This is a genomic window from Priestia sp. TRM10 (assembly GCF_057808375.1).
Genome location: NZ_JBJZOT010000006.1, coordinates 52,811 through 70,663, shown reverse-complemented (window position 1 = coordinate 70,663; position 17,853 = coordinate 52,811). Strand labels below are relative to the sequence as shown.

The 17,853-nt window shown below is 31.2% G+C and carries 17 protein-coding genes and 1 pseudogene; 7 read left to right on the top strand and 11 right to left on the bottom strand.

From position 1 onward, the window contains the following. Positions 1 to 95: 95 nt before the first annotated feature. The 6 genes from ACK3CR_RS04975 to ACK3CR_RS04950 all read right to left on the bottom strand — a co-directional run bounded on the left by ACK3CR_RS04975 (position 96) and on the right by ACK3CR_RS04950 (position 4,063). Positions 96 to 347 carry a hypothetical protein gene (locus ACK3CR_RS04975; RefSeq protein WP_488974980.1) on the bottom strand — a complete coding sequence of 84 codons (252 nt, stop codon included), beginning with the start codon at positions 345 to 347 and terminating at the stop codon, positions 96 to 98. A 332-nt stretch (positions 348 to 679) separates the two neighbouring features. Next, positions 680 to 952, bottom strand: a complete 273-nt coding sequence (locus ACK3CR_RS04970; protein ID WP_488974979.1) for a hypothetical protein — start codon at positions 950 to 952, stop codon at positions 680 to 682. A 188-nt stretch (positions 953 to 1,140) separates the two neighbouring features. Further along, positions 1,141 to 2,220, bottom strand: a complete 1,080-nt coding sequence (locus ACK3CR_RS04965; protein WP_488974978.1) for a DUF4030 domain-containing protein — start codon at positions 2,218 to 2,220, stop codon at positions 1,141 to 1,143. Beyond that, the gene (locus ACK3CR_RS04960) at positions 2,204 to 2,731 is read right to left on the bottom strand and encodes an RNA polymerase sigma factor (protein WP_488974977.1); all 528 of its coding nucleotides are present in this window, start codon (positions 2,729 to 2,731) and stop codon (positions 2,204 to 2,206) included. Before ACK3CR_RS04960 ends, ACK3CR_RS04965 begins: the two co-directional genes overlap by 17 nt. A gap of 188 nt (positions 2,732 to 2,919) precedes the next feature. Continuing rightward, on the bottom strand, positions 2,920 to 3,726 hold the full coding sequence (locus tag ACK3CR_RS04955; protein ID WP_488974976.1) for a permease prefix domain 1-containing protein: 807 nt from the start codon (positions 3,724 to 3,726) through the stop codon (positions 2,920 to 2,922). Further along, positions 3,713 to 4,063 (bottom strand): PadR family transcriptional regulator, encoded by a 351-nt coding sequence (locus ACK3CR_RS04950; RefSeq protein ID WP_488974975.1) that lies wholly within the window; start codon positions 4,061 to 4,063, stop codon positions 3,713 to 3,715. The genes ACK3CR_RS04955 and ACK3CR_RS04950 overlap by 14 nt, the downstream gene beginning before the upstream one ends. Positions 4,064 to 5,107: 1,044 nt before the next feature. Between ACK3CR_RS04950 and ACK3CR_RS04945 the strand changes: the two genes are divergently transcribed. Continuing rightward, positions 5,108 to 6,217, top strand: coding sequence for a DUF5677 domain-containing protein (locus ACK3CR_RS04945; protein WP_488974974.1), 1,110 nt, complete (start codon positions 5,108 to 5,110; stop codon positions 6,215 to 6,217). Between the two features lie 186 nt (positions 6,218 to 6,403). On the opposite strand, the gene ACK3CR_RS04940 is transcribed toward ACK3CR_RS04945, so the two are convergent. Continuing rightward, complete coding sequence (locus ACK3CR_RS04940) at positions 6,404 to 7,624, bottom strand: SIR2 family NAD-dependent protein deacylase (RefSeq protein WP_488974973.1); 1,221 nt, start codon at positions 7,622 to 7,624, stop codon at positions 6,404 to 6,406. Beyond that, positions 7,575 to 8,897, bottom strand: a complete 1,323-nt coding sequence (locus tag ACK3CR_RS04935) for a hypothetical protein (RefSeq protein ID WP_488974972.1) — start codon at positions 8,895 to 8,897, stop codon at positions 7,575 to 7,577. The genes ACK3CR_RS04940 and ACK3CR_RS04935 overlap by 50 nt, the downstream gene beginning before the upstream one ends. Positions 8,898 to 9,109: 212 nt before the next feature. On the opposite strand from ACK3CR_RS04935, the gene ACK3CR_RS04930 reads away from it, so the two are divergent. The 5 genes and pseudogenes from ACK3CR_RS04930 to ACK3CR_RS04910 all read left to right on the top strand — a co-directional run bounded on the left by ACK3CR_RS04930 (position 9,110) and on the right by ACK3CR_RS04910 (position 14,792). Beyond that, positions 9,110 to 9,403 (top strand): DDE-type integrase/transposase/recombinase, encoded by a 294-nt coding sequence (locus ACK3CR_RS04930; RefSeq protein WP_488974971.1) that lies wholly within the window; start codon positions 9,110 to 9,112, stop codon positions 9,401 to 9,403. Between the two features lie 426 nt (positions 9,404 to 9,829). Further along, a complete protein-coding gene (locus ACK3CR_RS04925) occupies positions 9,830 to 10,681 on the top strand; it encodes a hypothetical protein (RefSeq protein ID WP_488974970.1) in 852 nt (283 codons plus the stop codon). A gap of 1,301 nt (positions 10,682 to 11,982) precedes the next feature. Further along, on the top strand, positions 11,983 to 13,050 hold the full coding sequence (locus ACK3CR_RS04920) for an O-antigen ligase family protein (RefSeq protein WP_488974969.1): 1,068 nt from the start codon (positions 11,983 to 11,985) through the stop codon (positions 13,048 to 13,050). A gap of 413 nt (positions 13,051 to 13,463) precedes the next feature. Continuing rightward, the gene (locus ACK3CR_RS04915) at positions 13,464 to 13,967 is read left to right on the top strand and encodes a DinB family protein (RefSeq protein ID WP_328125023.1); all 504 of its coding nucleotides are present in this window, start codon (positions 13,464 to 13,466) and stop codon (positions 13,965 to 13,967) included. A 621-nt stretch (positions 13,968 to 14,588) separates the two neighbouring features. Further along, positions 14,589 to 14,792 (top strand): annotated as a pseudogene (locus tag ACK3CR_RS04910) (TrmO family methyltransferase domain-containing protein). A gap of 123 nt (positions 14,793 to 14,915) precedes the next feature. Here ACK3CR_RS04910 and ACK3CR_RS04905 read toward each other — a convergent pair. The 3 genes from ACK3CR_RS04905 to ACK3CR_RS04895 form a co-directional block, all read right to left on the bottom strand. Then, on the bottom strand, positions 14,916 to 15,632 hold the full coding sequence (locus ACK3CR_RS04905; protein WP_430240484.1) for a YwaF family protein: 717 nt from the start codon (positions 15,630 to 15,632) through the stop codon (positions 14,916 to 14,918). A 390-nt stretch (positions 15,633 to 16,022) separates the two neighbouring features. Beyond that, a complete protein-coding gene (locus tag ACK3CR_RS04900; protein WP_488974968.1) occupies positions 16,023 to 16,313 on the bottom strand; it encodes a hypothetical protein in 291 nt (96 codons plus the stop codon). 363 nt (positions 16,314 to 16,676) lie between these two features. Continuing rightward, on the bottom strand, positions 16,677 to 16,937 hold the full coding sequence (locus ACK3CR_RS04895) for a hypothetical protein (RefSeq protein ID WP_488974967.1): 261 nt from the start codon (positions 16,935 to 16,937) through the stop codon (positions 16,677 to 16,679). Positions 16,938 to 17,592: 655 nt separating this feature from the next. On the opposite strand from ACK3CR_RS04895, the gene ACK3CR_RS04890 reads away from it, so the two are divergent. Then, the gene (locus tag ACK3CR_RS04890) at positions 17,593 to 17,832 is read left to right on the top strand and encodes a hypothetical protein (protein ID WP_243510651.1); all 240 of its coding nucleotides are present in this window, start codon (positions 17,593 to 17,595) and stop codon (positions 17,830 to 17,832) included. Positions 17,833 to 17,853 lie beyond the last annotated feature (21 nt).

Below are 17,853 nucleotides of genomic sequence, written 5' to 3'. Positions count from 1 at the left end.
ATTCTAATATATACTCCATACACTCTTAGTTCACATAAAATAAATTATAAAAAGTAAAGGGATCTCCCTTGGAGATCCCTTTACTCATAAAAATGTTAGGTTGTTAATTCTTGTTTCCTTTTTCTTGCTAAAATAAAGTATATTCCAAGAATAAAAGTAATAATGGGAATGACATAAATTAAATGGATCCCACTAGGTGAGCTGTAGGATACTGTAGTGACTCCAGTTTTCATATCTGTCATTGTTATTTTGTCCCTAACCTTAAAAGGAGCATAAAGTGCATCAATAATGAGGTAAGTTAGTAAAGATTGAATAATAAAAAATATACCTACTGTACGTTTCATCATTTCCCTCCCGACATATGAAATTATCTAGTTTTGAAGGAACTAAACAATTATTTCATAAAATGGAAGAAATAAAAACAAAAATTAAATAAATATCATATAAAAACTTAGTTCACATAATGATTGTTATAAGAAGTAAAGGGATCTCCTTTGGGGACCCCTTTACTGTGTTACCACAATACAATATTTCATCCTTATTTGAATTTGATACTTTTTCTAAGAATAAGGAAAAGACAATAAAGATTATCGCATCAATCCAACTTGAATCTTCTAATCCAATCAAAAAACCTTAGACTAGAAGATCCTTGTAGTTGTTTATTGAAGTTAAGCACCCTTTAGCCGTAAAAATATTGGTCTTTTAATTCTCGTTTCTTTTTTCTTGTTAGAATAAAGTATATTCCAAGAATGAAAGTAATAATTAGAATGACACAACTTAACGAATAGATCCCAGGTAATCTATATGAATAGGATACTGAAGTAACTCCAGTATCTAAATCTATCGCTGTAGTTTTTTCCTTGATTTTAAAAGGATCACAAAGTGCATCTACTATTATGTAAGTTAATAGAGATTGAATAATAAGAAATATCCCTACTGCACGTCTCATCATTTCCCCTCCTTACATATGCAATAATCTAATTTTAAAGGAACTAAACAATTATTTCATAAAATGGAAGAAATAAAAATAGAAAGTAACTGAATTTCCTATACAACGTTAGTTTATATAATTTTTGTTATAAGCAGAAAAGGGATCTTTAGTCAAAGATCCCTTCTTTCCTCTTTTAATGTTGCTTTATATTAGCTCTCATTTAGTTTTTTCTTGTCTTTACTATAGATAATAATTCGATATGCATCATCTCCAATGGTTTGTTTTGTTTCTTTAGAATGGAGAAAGTCTTGAACTGTTTTTTCTATTTTATCTACCGTATTTTTTGCATCTGAATCCGTTGAAGATAAAGAAGTGTCGATGGAGATCGTAAACGCAGTTGGTTTATTTGAATATCCAACCATCTCTACTTTGTATTCCTTTTTTGCGATTAAACCATTAGAAATCGTATCCACAATTTTCGACCATCTAGCTTCTCTTTCCCTTTTCTGAGGACTGTAGATGTGTACTTTTATAGAAAAATCACCCAGTTGGTGTTGTTTTAAAGCGTTTGCCACCTGTTCTTTTATTTCTTCAGTTCTATTTTCTGTATTAGGCAATTCAAATGATATGGAGTCAGGCTGAATCATACCCACTGAACCTGGAGAATTATATCCATACCTTTTCAGTACTTCTAAAACAACGTCATAAATTTTATTAAATTTCTCTGATTGCTTCTTTTCCTCTGGAGTTGGTTCTTCGTAGGGGATAGATTGGGTTATTTGTATCTTGTAAGCATCATAACCTCGTGAATCTAATATATCCTGAATTAGTTTCTTTACAGGTGATTTAACTTCATTATAGTATTCATCTGACCCTACAATCATTACACTGACTTGTTTAGGTTGAGTTACAATCCCTACCCCATCCCATTTATATCCCTTTTTATCTAAAGCCTCCGTAATCTCATCAGTGAGAGGTTTCGATTCAAATAGAGAATTTAAATAGGGAATCTTAGAAACAATTTGTGCCATAGCTGGAGACACAAAGGCAGAACTAATCAATAACCCTATAAGGATTAAAAAGGTAAATCCACTATAAACCACCCTTTTCATCCATCTGTTGTGTTTCCATTTATATTTGTATGGAATTCGTTTAGATGATTCTAAATGATTAATCCTTTGCATCAGACGGTCCTTTTGTTTTTTCTTCTGCTTCTCATTCCAAATCAAATCTTTATTTAATTTTTCCAACGAATCTTCATTAAAATAGAAATTAGATTGTTTTTTCATAGACATACCCATCCTTTACTAACTGCTTTTTTAAAGCAGGGAGTGCTCTAAACTGGATTGATTTTACTTTACTTTCAGACCAATTTAATATATTGGCTGTATCCTTAACGGAAAAACCTTGAATCTTACGAAGGATAATGACCTTACGATGAGACTCTTTAAGCTTTTCTAACGCTTGGTAAAGTTCCAAAGACGTTTCCTTAAGCTCAATAAGTTCTTGAGGTAAGCGAGAATGATCCTTTTTAAAACCAATCAGGTCTTTAAAAAGATGGATAGGTTTGTGCTTCCTAAAATAATCCATGGTTACATTATGAGCAATACTGAATAACCACGTTTTTTCTGTAGAATTTCTTTGAAATGAATCGTAGTAGATATAAGCTTTCACAAATGTCTCATGAGTGAGATCCTCAGCTTGTTGATAATCCTTTACCATCATCAAAATAAACTGTAATATGGCATCGCTATGATTATCATACCAACACTCAATGTCTTCTCTTTTAGTATTTGTCAACGTTCCAACCATCCTTTTAGCCAATATTCGTTACTTAGACGTAACCTTCTTAAAAAAGTTGTGGTTTTTGTTCAAATAAAAAACTCTCTTGATAAGAGAGTCCTTGTATTAACGAATTATTCGATTAAATGCTCTATTTTTGGTTAACACAACACCAATTCTGGGAGGTATAAAACCACAATAATCAGCTAAATATAGGTCCTTCTTTTACCTACTAAATAAAAAATTAAATAACCGATTACATTGAAGAATATAAAACTAAGAATCCAACCTAAATTAAGTCTTTTATAATGATAAGCATTAATAATTCCCCAAACAGAGAATAAGATCCAATAGCTAGCTATACCCACAAATAACACCAAAACTGATAAATTATCAAAACTTCTGATTTTCATCTGTACAAACCACTTATCGTCACCATTACCGTATGGAAAAAGTTCAGTTTTTAACCATTTTGGGGTCCATACTTCTCTTTCATAATGATAATTAGGTTTTGCATTTTCTATATAGCTAAATACATCTTTTACTTTTCTTACATCATAAACGTCAACCTCAGCAATATGATTTGTACTTTGGGCTAACATCGCTATTTCTTTCTTTACTTCTGAAGTTATAACTTCTTTACCCTGTAATATTTCAGCTATTTCTGTAGCGACTAAGGATTGTTCATTCATTTCTTCCTCTGAATTTTGCACTAAAAAAGTAAAGACGGATAAAGATATTATTAATATAGCAACTGAAGTGTAAAGAACCCACTTAGCAAACGTTCTTTGATCTTTAAATAATTGCCGAACAATAGAACGCATTTCTTCTTGTCCCCCAAAGCGTTCAATGGCTATATCAATAGCTTCATTTTCAGACTTACCCTCCAATTTCAATTCATGAACAGCCTCGAGCAAATGATTTCTCATTTCTGCTTTCGATTCATGAATTTCTTTTCTTTTACCCCCTACATTGCGATATACAGAATCTACAAAATTATCAATCCGTTTCAAACTTCTCTCCTCCTTCTAAAAATGAATCCATGACTTCCTTAATAAACTGCCATTCCTTATATTTTTCTGTTAAACCTGCTATACCAGTTGCAGTGAGTTTATAATATTTTCTTCTTCCACCTGGTCCTTGTTCATTTCCCCAGTACGATTCAACCCATTTATTCTTTTCTAATCGCTTTAGGGATAAATAAAGTGTACCTTCTTTCAATTCAAATTTATTTTTGCTTTTTTCACGTACAAATTTAGCTAATTCATATCCATACATATCTCTGTTTTGTAAAAGAGAAAGGATAAGTGTATCAATATGGCCTTTTAAGACCTCTTTATTAATTTCCAATTTTTTCACCACCTGTATTAAATATAAAATTAAATACTCTGTAATGCAAGGTATTGTTTTTAAATACACAAATGAATACCATCTACAAAACATAAAATTTGTTCCAGGTAGTAAAAAAGCACAAACCTGTTTAACAACGACAATTTTTCTTATTATGAACAAGCATAATTGTCATATCCATTAATCACCTTTCCATTCTATAAAAAGTAAAATCAAACAGGTAAGGTAGTTCGCGAAGTAAACGTCCGTAAAAGTGTACTTTTACGGCCGTTTATTTTTGATTAGAAATCTAGCCTTTTTAATGTTCATTTAAGTTTAAAATTAAATTACGAACGTCTCCTTAAATATATACACTTTTACGAACGTTTTCGTTAGAATGATATGGAAATAAATATAAAATTAATATAAAAATAGAAAGTATAAAGTCTTGATATATATGAGTAAGTAGTCGAGAGCAAACTGAAGATTAGCAACTTCAATCAATTAACGAAATGGAGGATTTGTAAAGGAGATACTCTTTATATTTATTCTCTAGATCGCTTCAGTTGTAATAAGGAAGAAATATTACAATAAATGAATTATATACTAAGAGGGATTAGGGCATTACTGTCTTGGATGTGCTATTGTTAGATACCAATCAGTATAAAGATAGTTTGGGAACCTTTATTACAGATTTAATTCTACAAATTTTTTCTTGAATGGCTCAAGAACAACAGAATCGTATTCGAAAATATCAGGGAGAAGAAATTAATGCTGTCTAAAAAAAGGTACATCCTTTGGGCAAGCTAAAATAAATGTTAACCAGAACTTTATTGAGGTCTATAACAAATAGATAAATAAGAAAATTGTAGCTGTACAAGCTATGAAAGAATCCGATAAAAAAACAACATTTTATAAGTTGGTAAAGGAACATGAAAGTACCTTTAATAAAAATAATATATAATAGGAAGAAACTCATCACAAGGAAAATTCCAGCCAATATGAGAAGAAGATTATTCATTCAATTATGTAACTTTTTAGATATCTTTAATGGAGGCGTTTTTATTGACAAGAGAAAAGAACATGGAGATTGATAATTTAGATATAGTTAACATAATATTTAATCGTTTTTTGGAAAAGTTGATTAAAAATAAAGAAATTGCATTTACTGATGAAAGCATGATTGAAGATCTCGAAAAAATCAATTCTGAACTGATTAAGGGTGAGGGGGAATATCAAGAGTATATTAACGACTCTTTAATGTATTTTGGATATAGATTAAGGGAAGATAATCGGATTAATAGCCAAGTATTTCAATCACAGCTTGAAGCAGAATATGGTTATATATATTATCATTTAGAATTAATTTATCTAATGAGTATAGAATTGGGTTTGTTTGTTTATGAAAAAAGTAACTTAGGTAAATCACAATTATCTAATCTTTCGAATCTTATAAAGATCCAACATATACGCGCATGCTCTATATATGCTGAAATTACTCACCTTATAAAAGGTGGGTTTGGAACAGGGGCTATGACTAGATATCGTTCTCTTCATGAATTAGCTGTTACTTTAGAGTTTATATATAAACATGGTGAGAAAGCTGCGGATTCTTATCTAGACTATACTAATGTTATGAAAGCGAAAGATGCTGTTTTTCTAAAATATCTTTATGGAGAAAATGAAAATATTAACCAATCATTATCAATGTTTGAAAAATTAAAACCTAGTCTGAAGAAAAAATATGGAGAAAGGTTTGTAGATATAGGTTCTCATAATGATTATGAATGGGCAAAGCCTTTTCTAGGTAGATGTCGTTATCCTTCCTTTGGTAAGATTCGGGGAAACATTAATAGACAGAAGGGAAGGGAGCAATATAAACTTTCTTCAAATAATATTCATTCCGCGCCAAAGTCTATTATATCCTCATTAGGGTCAAATAATGGATATCCAGTTATAGGAGCTAGTAATATAGGGCTTGCAGAACCTGGGGGATGGGCAGTATACGAATTAGTTCAAATAAATGTATTATTAATGAAATTAATACTAGACTATGATAAAAGCAGTATAATTGAGAGACTTCAAACTTTGTTTATCATGAGGTTAATACAAGATTTAGCTAACCATATTTACAAAGAATTTCGAAACATGGAGAAAAAGCTAATGCTAGATTAATACGTAAATAAACCTCATTTATTTACATAAAGAATAACTATAGATAAATGAGGTTGCTTAGTTTAGGATAGAATTTAAAGGCTCTAATTCAGTATAAATTACTGCGGAGATAGTTTTCATATCCTCAGTATATATTACTTGTTGGTAAAAACTTATAAATACACTTACTTAGGATAATGTATTTTTTTAAACTAGGTTATTTAAAATTACTTTAAGCGCTTTTACATAATTTTTAGAGTATTCCTCTTTAGTACCTTTTACGTTTATGCTAATAGGTCTTAATCCTTTTTTGATTAAATCTTGAGCTTCTCGTATATGCAAATTAGGCATTATTATATAATGATCTCCACCTAAACCTTTGAATATATCTTCATATAATTTTTCAAAATATTTATCATTAAATGAAAAACCGATAAATAATAAATGCTTAGATCCCATAATTGCACTTAAAAAAGTTTGTGTATCAGGATTATCATATATTTCATCATAATTTTCTTCTGTCACTATCATAGAATCCTTATCCTTTATATGTCCATGTAGATGAAGAATAAGTTGCTTTCCTCTATTAAGTAGAGCTTGGGCATTATCTATTTGTCGGAGAGTATAAGGGTAAGTGTCTCCACTTGTATAATCGCTTAACGCCATATCATAATTTGTTGTGATATAAAACGAGGAATCTAAATTTAGTATATCTTTGATATTATGAGATTCTTCACTAACACTCTTATTATATTGAGTTTCTATTCTTTGTATAATTTTGTCTTTAATTTCCTTATCTGTAGATAAGATTAAGGATGTTTGTTTTACGAAACTTAGTGCTTTTAAATAGTCCCCTTTTTCTATACACCTTGTAAAAAAGGCCCTATCTTGATCGTTTGTTAAAGCTGTCTCCATTTCTTTTAATAAGGCGGGCCAGCTGTCTAAACCTAATGGAATTGAAGTACCAGCACCTAAAAAAGGAATTACATTATGAGTTCTTTCCTTTAATTCATTGAAAAGAGGTAGAAATCCTTGCCCTAAATTTTCCTCTAATATCATTTTTTCCTTTTCCTTTATTAGAGTTATAAAATCTTGTTTTAAACGATAAATTTCTGTTACATCATGAATAAATGAATTCTTTAAAGGTTGATCACAAAAAGAACATTTTTCATGTATATCATCATATATCTCGGATTCATCACTTGTTTGACAAAAACATTGGTAATGACGATTTAATAACCCTTCATTTTCTAGAGAAGTTAAGATTCCCTCTATCTGATGTTCTTCAAAATGTTTACCCTCTAATAATGCTTCTGTAAAGATTTCAGTCCTACAAACTTCACTGACTCTTTTTAATGAAGTAAATGCTTCCTCTTTGTTAATTGTCAGCTGATTGCTTACGTTGTCTATTAAGGTGTCTAACGACATGATATATTATCTCCTTGTTTAATGGTTTTCTTGGTAAAAATATAACTTTAAATTGATTACTATAAGAATAAATAGAGGTTTGAACCACCTCTATATTCGCTGAACAGCTGTAATTATAGTCAGTGAACCAGGACATCCCCCAAGTTTCTAACCCCATTGCATCTTTGAAACTAATATATAGGCTGTGAAACATATCAGTAGCAGAAACTGGTTGTTTAGAGCCTGCAGACTGTGTTGCTCCCCTATTTGATCTATTTCCCATAAACTTTATTTTTGTTGTATAACCGGGTAACTCTAAACTTTTTGCCTTCTTTACCAAAAGGGAGTTATTACCACCAAATTCATTTTTTATATAATTGGCAATTAACAGTGATTCAATGCTATCGGCAATCCCATCTTTATCATCTTTTCCAGGACGTTTTTCTGCAGGATATAAGTTATTTACTAAATTAGTTACACTTTGCTTAATAGAACTCGATGTTTTTGATCGCACATACTCCCGCACATCTTTTAATAAATTATCATCTAATCCTTTACATAAATGATATAATGCTTTGCGGTCCTTTTTTTGGTCTATTGTATCTATCCGTGTTATTAACTTATTAATTATTTCGTCTTTCACGTATTGGTATAAACTAGGTATTGTTCTATTTAAATTATCATTTTCTTCAGAGTTCTCTATATCACCTATATTTCTAATCATAATTAAGAAAAAGTTTTCCTTAAAATTGATTTCAATCCCAGCGACAAAGTATCTATTCTTCTGTTTTTTATCTTTAACAGCTTCAGTTAGGATCATCTTAACATTTTCTAATACTCCATTATCTTCATTCATCTCAAGACCAGAAATAAACTTTGTACCCGGAACAGTAATTCGTAGTGCATCCATTAGATAATATCCACTTTCTTTCATTTGAAGATGGAATTCAGAAGGAATAGATGTATTTTGTTTCATTTTATCTAATATAATTTTCATTCTAGATTTAAAAGTCTTAGTGCTAATATTTTCATCAAAAGTGTGAATATATATATTCTTTAGGTGACTATACATTATATTTTCAAAGAAAATCTTATCAACATCTTTCTTACTAGATGGGTAATTTTCCACTATAAACTGATATAAATCTGATAATTTTTGGCTTTCTTCAACGTTGATGTTCAATGAAGCAACTTCATTCTTTAATTTATTTAAATTAACATATTCCCCAAATAAAGAACCATTGAAAAAATACCAACTATCAGCTTGCGCACTTTCAACTACGGCCTCGCTCACATAATCACCCCTATAATTCCTATAACAATAGAACTAGTTTACCATTTAATTATAATTCAAGTAGTATTAAACAGTAAAATAAATATTTAGAAGCTTATATCGATTCTGGGAAGAAAACTTCAAGATAGGCGTAAACAGTCTTCTGAACTTGAACATACTTATACTATTTTTAAAATGAAGAATGTAGAATATCTGTTGCTCATACAACCATCATGCGCTGGATTCATCGGTATGGTTCCGAATTAGATGAACGGGTGCAGTGTCACCTTAATCCAACGAATGATTCCTGGGGAGTGGATAAAACTTATATTAATATAAACGGTCAATGGATGTATCTTTATTGTGCTGGTAATTTAGGAGGAAATATGATTGATCTTTATTTAAGTAAAACAAGAAAGCATAAGAGAGAAAAGTGTTGCTCTGAGAAAGCTTTGCGTGTCTTTTCATATTTCAATGCCTTGTGTTATCACAATAGACAAGAACCTAGACTCCCCTATAGACATTGAAGGGTTGGGGAAAGAAAAAAGATATCACCAAATATCCAAATGAGGCAAATAAAATATTTTAATAATATAGTGGAACAAGATTACTTTTTTATTGAAAATAAAGTTCGTTCCATACTGAAATCGAAGTTATTTCATACAAATATTTACATACTGTGTAGTATAGAAGCCATACATATGATCAAAAAGAAATAGACTCTCTAAAAGGAGCTGTCTTTCTAAAATCAAAAGGAATTTATTCATAAACCGTTTAAATTAGCCTTATAAGCTAGCAACTTAAAAGAGAAGGGTTCTCTATATCTCTATAAATAGTTTTGCCCATCACAAATTCTCACATCTTCTTGGTGGAAAGGAATTACACTGTATATAACTATATACGATATAAGATACTTTGATAGAATAAAAGGAAAAGATAGGGAGGGAAGAGGCATGGATGTACAGCGCAGAAAATATTTTAGGAGAAATATAGCTAGTGAAAAAAAGGAGGAGGGAGATTCTTTCTATAACTCTCTAAAAGATGCATCAGTAGTTGTCTTGATTTTAACTGGATTAACTTATCTTTTAGGATTTGCTTTTAAACAGGGTTATCTCTTTTATTATGGTGTAAATGATTTAATGTTAGATAAAATAGAAATTTATTTTATTGCTAATTCCTTCATTTCTATACTAATGCTTATAACAGGATTTATTGGCCTACACTTATTCACTAAAATTATGCTTTCTAGCTTAAAAAAAGAGGGATTCATATACCACTTTTTGGTTGCAATGTTTTTCCTTACCTATACTACTTTTGGTTTATTGTGGTACACCTTTAATAAAGAGATTTCTGGTTTTACATCTTGGACTATATATATGTTAATTGGGATAATTGGACTTTTAGATTGGATATTAGGAGGGAAATACTCTTTTTATAGAAATTTAGTAAACCCTATAAAGAAACCCTTACTTTCTTTTCTTATTTTCATTAGGACTGATAAGCGTGTAAAGGCTACATTTTTTATACCTTTAATAGTTGCAAGCTTATATGTTTTTTATTTACATGGACACACACGGGCAGCTCAGAAGGAAAATTACCTAATAATACATAATAACTCAGTGAATTTAGCTGTTATTATTCAAAGTGGAGATAATATATTAGTAGCTCCAGTAGACCTAAAAAAGAAAGTTCTAACGCCGGATTATCGTATCATTGAAGTGAAATCTAACTTAAATAAACAAATTGTACTTAAGTCTATTAATATTAAAGGTGGATTAAAGGTAAAAAAACCTGAAAGTAAATAGATCCAAAATATTTTGGCTGTTTTAATATGATATATAAATGGCAGATATCCTGATTGAGGTTATTACATATCCCTCTTACTTTGTTAATATAAGCTTAGGTATATATCATAGGACCTCTTCATTCCTTATATTTATAAGAGAGCTAACACTTGCCTTAAAAAGTTGCTCTTTTCTAAATTCTCTATATAAAGTAGCTCGATAGATTCCTGTAGCCTCATGAATTTCTCGTTTACTCATTTTTTTGAATGAGATAATGCAAGGACTTGTTTTAAATTTCTTTTATTTACTATGTACTCCTCCTATATGTAAGATAACCATTCCTACTGTGTAAAAAATGTCCTTTTATGATACATAGATTTTGGGATGACTTTTGATACAGAAATAAAGGATGTTAAGGAGGAATTAACCATATTATTAGATTGACTCAAAAATCATGGTTTTTGAGACACTTAATAACTTAAAATAAATGTAAATACTAAACATAGACTTTGTCATAGGTTATCGCACACAAAAATTATGAAAGTCTTAATTCTTTCACATAAAAAAAGGCTGCATTCAGAAAATTTGATTTCTGAATACAGCTCTTTAGGTAATTTAATTAATACTTATTCATTAATAATGATTTGACTTTTAAGAATTGCCCCTTCTATTTAAAAAAGTGTTATTTTTTATAAAAAACACAATCCACCATGCGAATATTAAAAGATAGGTCCCTAAGACATACCAATCCAAAATTTTCATCTCTAATGTACATGTCATTCTTGAAAAACAGACTACCTTGTGGTTGTCTGTTTTTTTAATTTTGTTCTTTATACTGACCACTGAGCCTTTTTTCTACAACTGATGTAATTGTTTAAACTTTACATCACATTTACTTTTTGGAAATACAATTGAGAAAAAAATATGTTATTTTTAAATCATTGATTTTTATTCATTAATTGATTTACATTGTTCTACCAGTCATTACACCAATTTTCATGAAATTTTTATACTTTCAACCTAATTTAAACTAATGTTATTCCAAATAGTTTAATCTCACTCTCAAAAAGACTAAGAGTCACGTCACTTTAAATTAGGAGGATTTCATGAGCATATTTTTTCAGTCATTTAGAAAATTAACCGCCTTAGAATTAAGATTACTTCTATGTTTCCTTTTACCACCATTCGGTATTTTTCTGTTATTACTTAGTGGTCTACACACCTTCTGTAAACACTGGAAGGAAAAAAAACGTTTCCTCTTTTCCTTAAGCACCTATTTTTTTCTATGTCTTTTTATCTCAACCATTGGAGCTTCTATTTCAATGAAGGAAATATCTTATTTAAGTGTTAGTGTGATGATTCTAGGATACTGGGGACTATATTTAAGAATCTTGGAAACTGAAAAGAACCAATTATTTCAGCATTTTCGATTGATCATGATTTTTGGAGGTGTATACAGTTGTGTAATAGGTTGGATTTCACAATGGTATACCTTTCCTCTAGCCGTAGGCTATTTAACGGGTACTATCCCCTTAGGCTTAGGACATTTTGATTTAGACCGATTAGTTGGCTGTACATACAACCCAAACTTTACTGTATATATTCTGTTAATTTCCATTTCCTTTCTTTTAGCTCATTTGCTTGCTAGTTTGAGGAGCAAACGATTCGTCTATTTCGTTTTGATATTGCCTACATTGCTCCTACTAAGCTATGGTGTTATTCAAACTGGTTCAAGGGCAGGCTTTGCGTCGATGATTTTGATTTATCTTTTATTTATCATGCGTTTAAACCGATATATCTTCATTATTAGTACACTATTTATACTGTCGCTATCTAAATGGTTACTTCATTTAATGCCGAGAAACGAGCTGGTAAATCTATCACTGCAAGTAAGGCAAGATATATGGAAAAGCGCCTATAAAATATGGCAGGATCATTCTATCTTTGGTGTTACCCCAATCGGCTTTGGCCAAGAATATTTAAAGTATTACAATGAATCTGTACCACATGCTCATAATATCTTAATTGGCATGTTTGCAGAATATGGGACACTAGGGGGATTAGCTTTTCTACTTGTTATCTGTTTAAACCTTGTCAAATGTATTCATTTATTCTTTTCAACACGAAGTCATAAATGTTTATTAGACAGCTTTTTATTAGGCTTGCCTATTATCATTCTTACGGGAATTTTTGACGAGCCCCTATTTTCACCGCAAATAGGTTTTTTAACGGTAATGTTGCTTGCTTGTTGGGACAGATATACTAAACGAATGCATTATATTATAATATATCCATTCATTTCAAGCATTAAAGATTGGATTTATTTACATGTCGCGGCACCAAATAATCGAACTGAAACTATCCATAAGGGTTATAAAAGTAGCAATTAATTTGCCTTACTAATATTATTTAATTTAGCCTCCCTGCACTTTCAGAGAGGCTTTTTAAAAATGTTAAAGGAAAGGAAAGAGGAGGCAAAAAATTCAGCCGATGAGATTATTAGAAATATATAGAACCATTTTTTCATTATCATTACTCCTGTCTAATTGAACTATGGTAATAATGTTATACAACCAAATTTAGTCACTTTTATAAAAGTATTAATCCTGCCTTTCCTAACCTAAGATAACTGGTTCTGGTGCAAAAAACATTTGATAGAGACACAGAATCTACGTGGTCTGTTCAATTCCAAATTATTACTTAACATAATGAATTTTATAGGCAGTAATGGGTGTAATAATATTTCCAATTAGTGTATAGTAAGGAATAATTTTTCATTATATATCTAAGAGGTGGGATCGTTATGGAAAAACTAGAATATGAATGGGTAAAACAAGCACGACAGATTTTATTAAATCAGTGTAAAGAATTGAATAAAGATGACTTTACTAAGGAATTTGAATTTGGTTTTCAAAGTATTAGAGATTCTTTAGTTCATGTGGCAGGGTGCTATCATGCTTGGCTAGGTTCTTTTATACTTTCAGAAACATCATCACCACTATTTACAAAAGAAGTAATTAATACTATGCAGGTAGACGATATTCAACGTTATTTTCAACAGGCTGATAGATATGTAGAGAAAGTATTTGAACAATTTACAGACAAATTTGATGAAGTTATTGAAAAAGAGCCTTCTTGGAAAGCAAATAGTGGTTTTATCAAAAAAACACCTCGCCAATTGCTCATCCATTCAATTACTCATGAATCACATCATAAAGGACAAATTGTAGCTATGCTACGTCTACTCGGCCATATACCTAAAAGTACAGACATAGTGGGATTACCTGCAAAAGAACTTGCCAAATAATAAATAAAGAAAACTTTCTTAATAGAGCACATTGTTAAAGCAACAGATGTGCTCTTCTTCATGTATACCATATACAAGATTAGTTTACATAATTCTCGTTATCGGAAATTTTTTGTTATTTAATGCTGTACATGCAATTAAATTACAGCTTAAGTCTTACTATGTTCTAGGTCTATGAACGCTTACTTTTACGTTATATACCATTTACAATAAGTGGGAAGTAATCGACATAGGGAGGTTTATATGAAAAGTAAACTATTAAGCGTAATCACTATTGTGATGATAATCCTGAATTGAAGCTATTTAGAGGAGAAAAGCTCAGGTTAGTCAAGAATTTATTGAAGTTTATAATAGATGGATAAATAGGGAAATAACAGCTGTCCAAGTGATGAGAGAAGCCAATGTAAAAAAGACAAATTTCTATAAACTGGTGAAAGAACATGAGTATATGCTCAACAATGATAATGTTAGTGTATAAACTGGACGGAGCCTATATTACTGTTTCGCGTTTAAAACTTACAACTAAGCTTTTAAAGAAGAAGCGAAAAAAGGAACTGTAACTCGTGTGTGGTATTATACGAAGTGTACAAGTTAGAATACAAAGTATAATACAGTACGTCCATTCCTAATAGACCTAATCAACTAGGTCTTACAACTGTAAGGATAATTAAAAGAGAAGGAAGGGAATTATCAGTGGTAAGTCTTGATTGTATTAACTAGACACCGATTTTAGATATAAAACCAGTAATGAAAGAATTTCTTCCAAAAGAGCCTATTGTCCAACCTAACTGGACAAAAGACATCATGAAAAATTATTGGAGTTAATAAATAAATTGGCGAATGCTTTGTTTTCAATACACTTTTTTCCTTCCCTTCAGGATCATTACATCTTCCCTTTGATATTTATAATTGGTCAGCAAATTATGTATGGAATCACTTCTATCCGATTCATCGCCTTTTTAACCAAAACGGACTATACAAAATATAAAAGCTTATGATCATCACTAACTCCATCGAAAATAGATACCACGGCCATGGACCAAGATAATTTAAAAGTGAAGAAGTATTCCCTGGCTTATGCATGATATAGAGATAGTTCGCCCGCAACCATTTATTTAGGAGAAAAATGCATGCAGCATAAAAGTCTACAATTAAAACGGTGGTCCAAATTGAATGAATGGTCGGTCTAAATTTACATGAAACAACCATAAACAAAATGGCTAGCACTACAGTTCCATGCGATACAAAAAACTCGACATATCGAAAATGAGGAAATGAAAAATGTCCAAGATTTGGAGTAAGTATTGCTTGAATAGAACTACCCAACCCGGCAAAATACATAAATGTAAGTAGTTTGCAATTATTTCTTAGCAACATTATGATAGCCAGAAATACAGCAAGGTCACTAAGATGAAGCGGTAGAGCAGTTTTAACTGACCATTCATTCTCGCTTAAAAGCCATACATGATAAACACTTTCAGATAACACTAATAGAAATGCTAAAGAAAAACGAATAAGCCGATTTTTGCTCTCCTCCTGAAAGGTCTTTCTAAAGAAAACGAAAAGTATGCAGAGAGTTAAAATAATTCCCATTGTTAATAAGTGTTCACCTGAAAAAAGGCGAAATGATTCTTGTTTTGAGTGAAAGGAAAAAAAGGAGTTCATTTTATTACCTCTTAATAGTAAATTTTATATTATTTTAATTTCAAATCATTAAAAATGTAGCGCGCAAATTTCCCTTAAAGAAATCCTCGACTTTAACTGATGTTTCACCTTTTCTTATTTATTTTATTACTTCCCTCACTAGTCCATACTCAATAAATTATCCAACTAAAGTCTAATTATTCGCGATATTTTACATTATGTGGAATTTTATAACTGAATTGACTACTACAGCCTCTAGCCTACTTCTTTTGATAACTTTATCTAAACTTTCTCCAGTTCCCCCTATGTATTTCTTAATTTCACAAAAAATTACCTATAGGTAGACTTTTTTATGCCTACTCTATAGGTACATTTCAAACCTTCAAAGGCTTCTTTTTGTTATCATTTTAGTTAGTATTCGCTAGGTGGATTAGCTAAATAATAAATGTCAGCTACTTCACCCAAAGTCTGGTTACAGCGCCAAGCCTCACCTATTGGGGACATATCATTTTCTAATCTGCTTCCTGGAGCAAGTTTCATAGGTATACCACCATAATCACTGTGCACTTTATCGAGACCAAGCTTGTATATACCAATATGGTTAATAGCAGCCCCCACGAAGATATTATACACTCCTGGTCGTGTATTGGTTCCTGAGTTAACTAGAGATAGAGAAGAAGGATCACTTGAATCCCTTGCCATGTCGGGAAAGGTAATTCTCCCCAAAAGAATTAGAGCTGCGCGATACTGCTGAACGAAAATAGACTCTGCAGCCAAACTAGCATTTGGACCTACTAAATTCGTACCAGGATGAATCGCCTTAGCGCCAAAATCGCCAAATGCCTCATATGCAACTATGTCATGTCTATTTCATTTTACTCTTGTCATGGTTGATTCATAGCCACCACCGTCAGGATAGACCCATGCACCAGTGTTGATGTTGCCGTCTGAGCTGAATGTGCCTTTGAAGTAGGCAGGTGAGCCTTTTTCGCCTGCCCAGATGGTTAACAAGTTCCCTTCCATTTCATAGACGTAGTCAAATGTATTACCCATGCTGTCATAGTATCAGGACTTAATGTCTTTACTTGGCTCTTCACCGAATGGCTGTAAGTGTCCAATAATCTCCATTCCTTTTACTTCATTGCCGTGCTGCTTCAAGTCGACGTGCTGGATCAAAAAAAATTTATCTTCCATCCACTCATAAGTAACAGTGCCTTCTGCACCTCCACTAACCTTCCAGGTACCAACTAAACGGTTCAGTGGATTGAGATCAGGATTAGGGAGGGACATTTGGTATCCTCGTCCTTGTACATTTTCATTTGACATATAACGTCTCCTTTCAGATTCAACTTGTTCAATAATTGGTAATTATTTATTGTACATTTACTTATATTAGGGATACGGGACCCATTTTCCTTTATGTATATTCTATACATTCCTAGTTAACATAATGATTGTTAAGGGAAGTGAAGAATGCACATGTCTTAGAAACCACGGTGTTTGAGACAACATTAAACTTAAAAGATAAAAACATTCCTTTCTATATAAGAAAAATTTATAATGGGAAAATACAAGAAAAAAGGAACTAAATTATGACAAAAGTATTTATGCTTATTTAGATAGATCATAGTAGTTCAAGAAGAAGGATCTCATCTGATGTCTTTCTCAAAGAAATATCAAATAAATCTCCAGATGAAATCAAAGAGTTATTACTTAAGAAATATTCATCTCATTTTTTGTAGCCATTATTTTTAAAGTTATATGATAAAACGGATTGGAGGCGACATACTAAAAATCCTTTTAAAGGGCACAGTTCTTGTATAAAGAGTTATGTTTTTTAGTTATTTGGATAAATAAATGTTATTTCTTTAGTATTGCACTTTTGACGTGCGAAATAAATCCGAATATCAATTTTAACTTTTGAAAATTAACGTATATAGCAAGCGCCTCTAACGGATATTAAGTCGAGGAGGTGTGCAAAATGAACGAAGATTTATACGTTATAAACGGAAAAGTATTAATTTTAACTTCTCTCTTAAACAATAAGGAGCCTTCTGCAGAAGCTTGCGATGTCACTCCGGAAGACTTCGTTAAGATTTACGAAGAAATGTATAATGAAGGTTTAATTAGTCATACGAACTTTGGGGATGTGTTAAACGCAGAGGTAACGGATAAAGGGTTTCATTACTTCGATAGTATCACGAATAGGTTAAGAATTTAGAGCAATCGAATTATTTCGGTT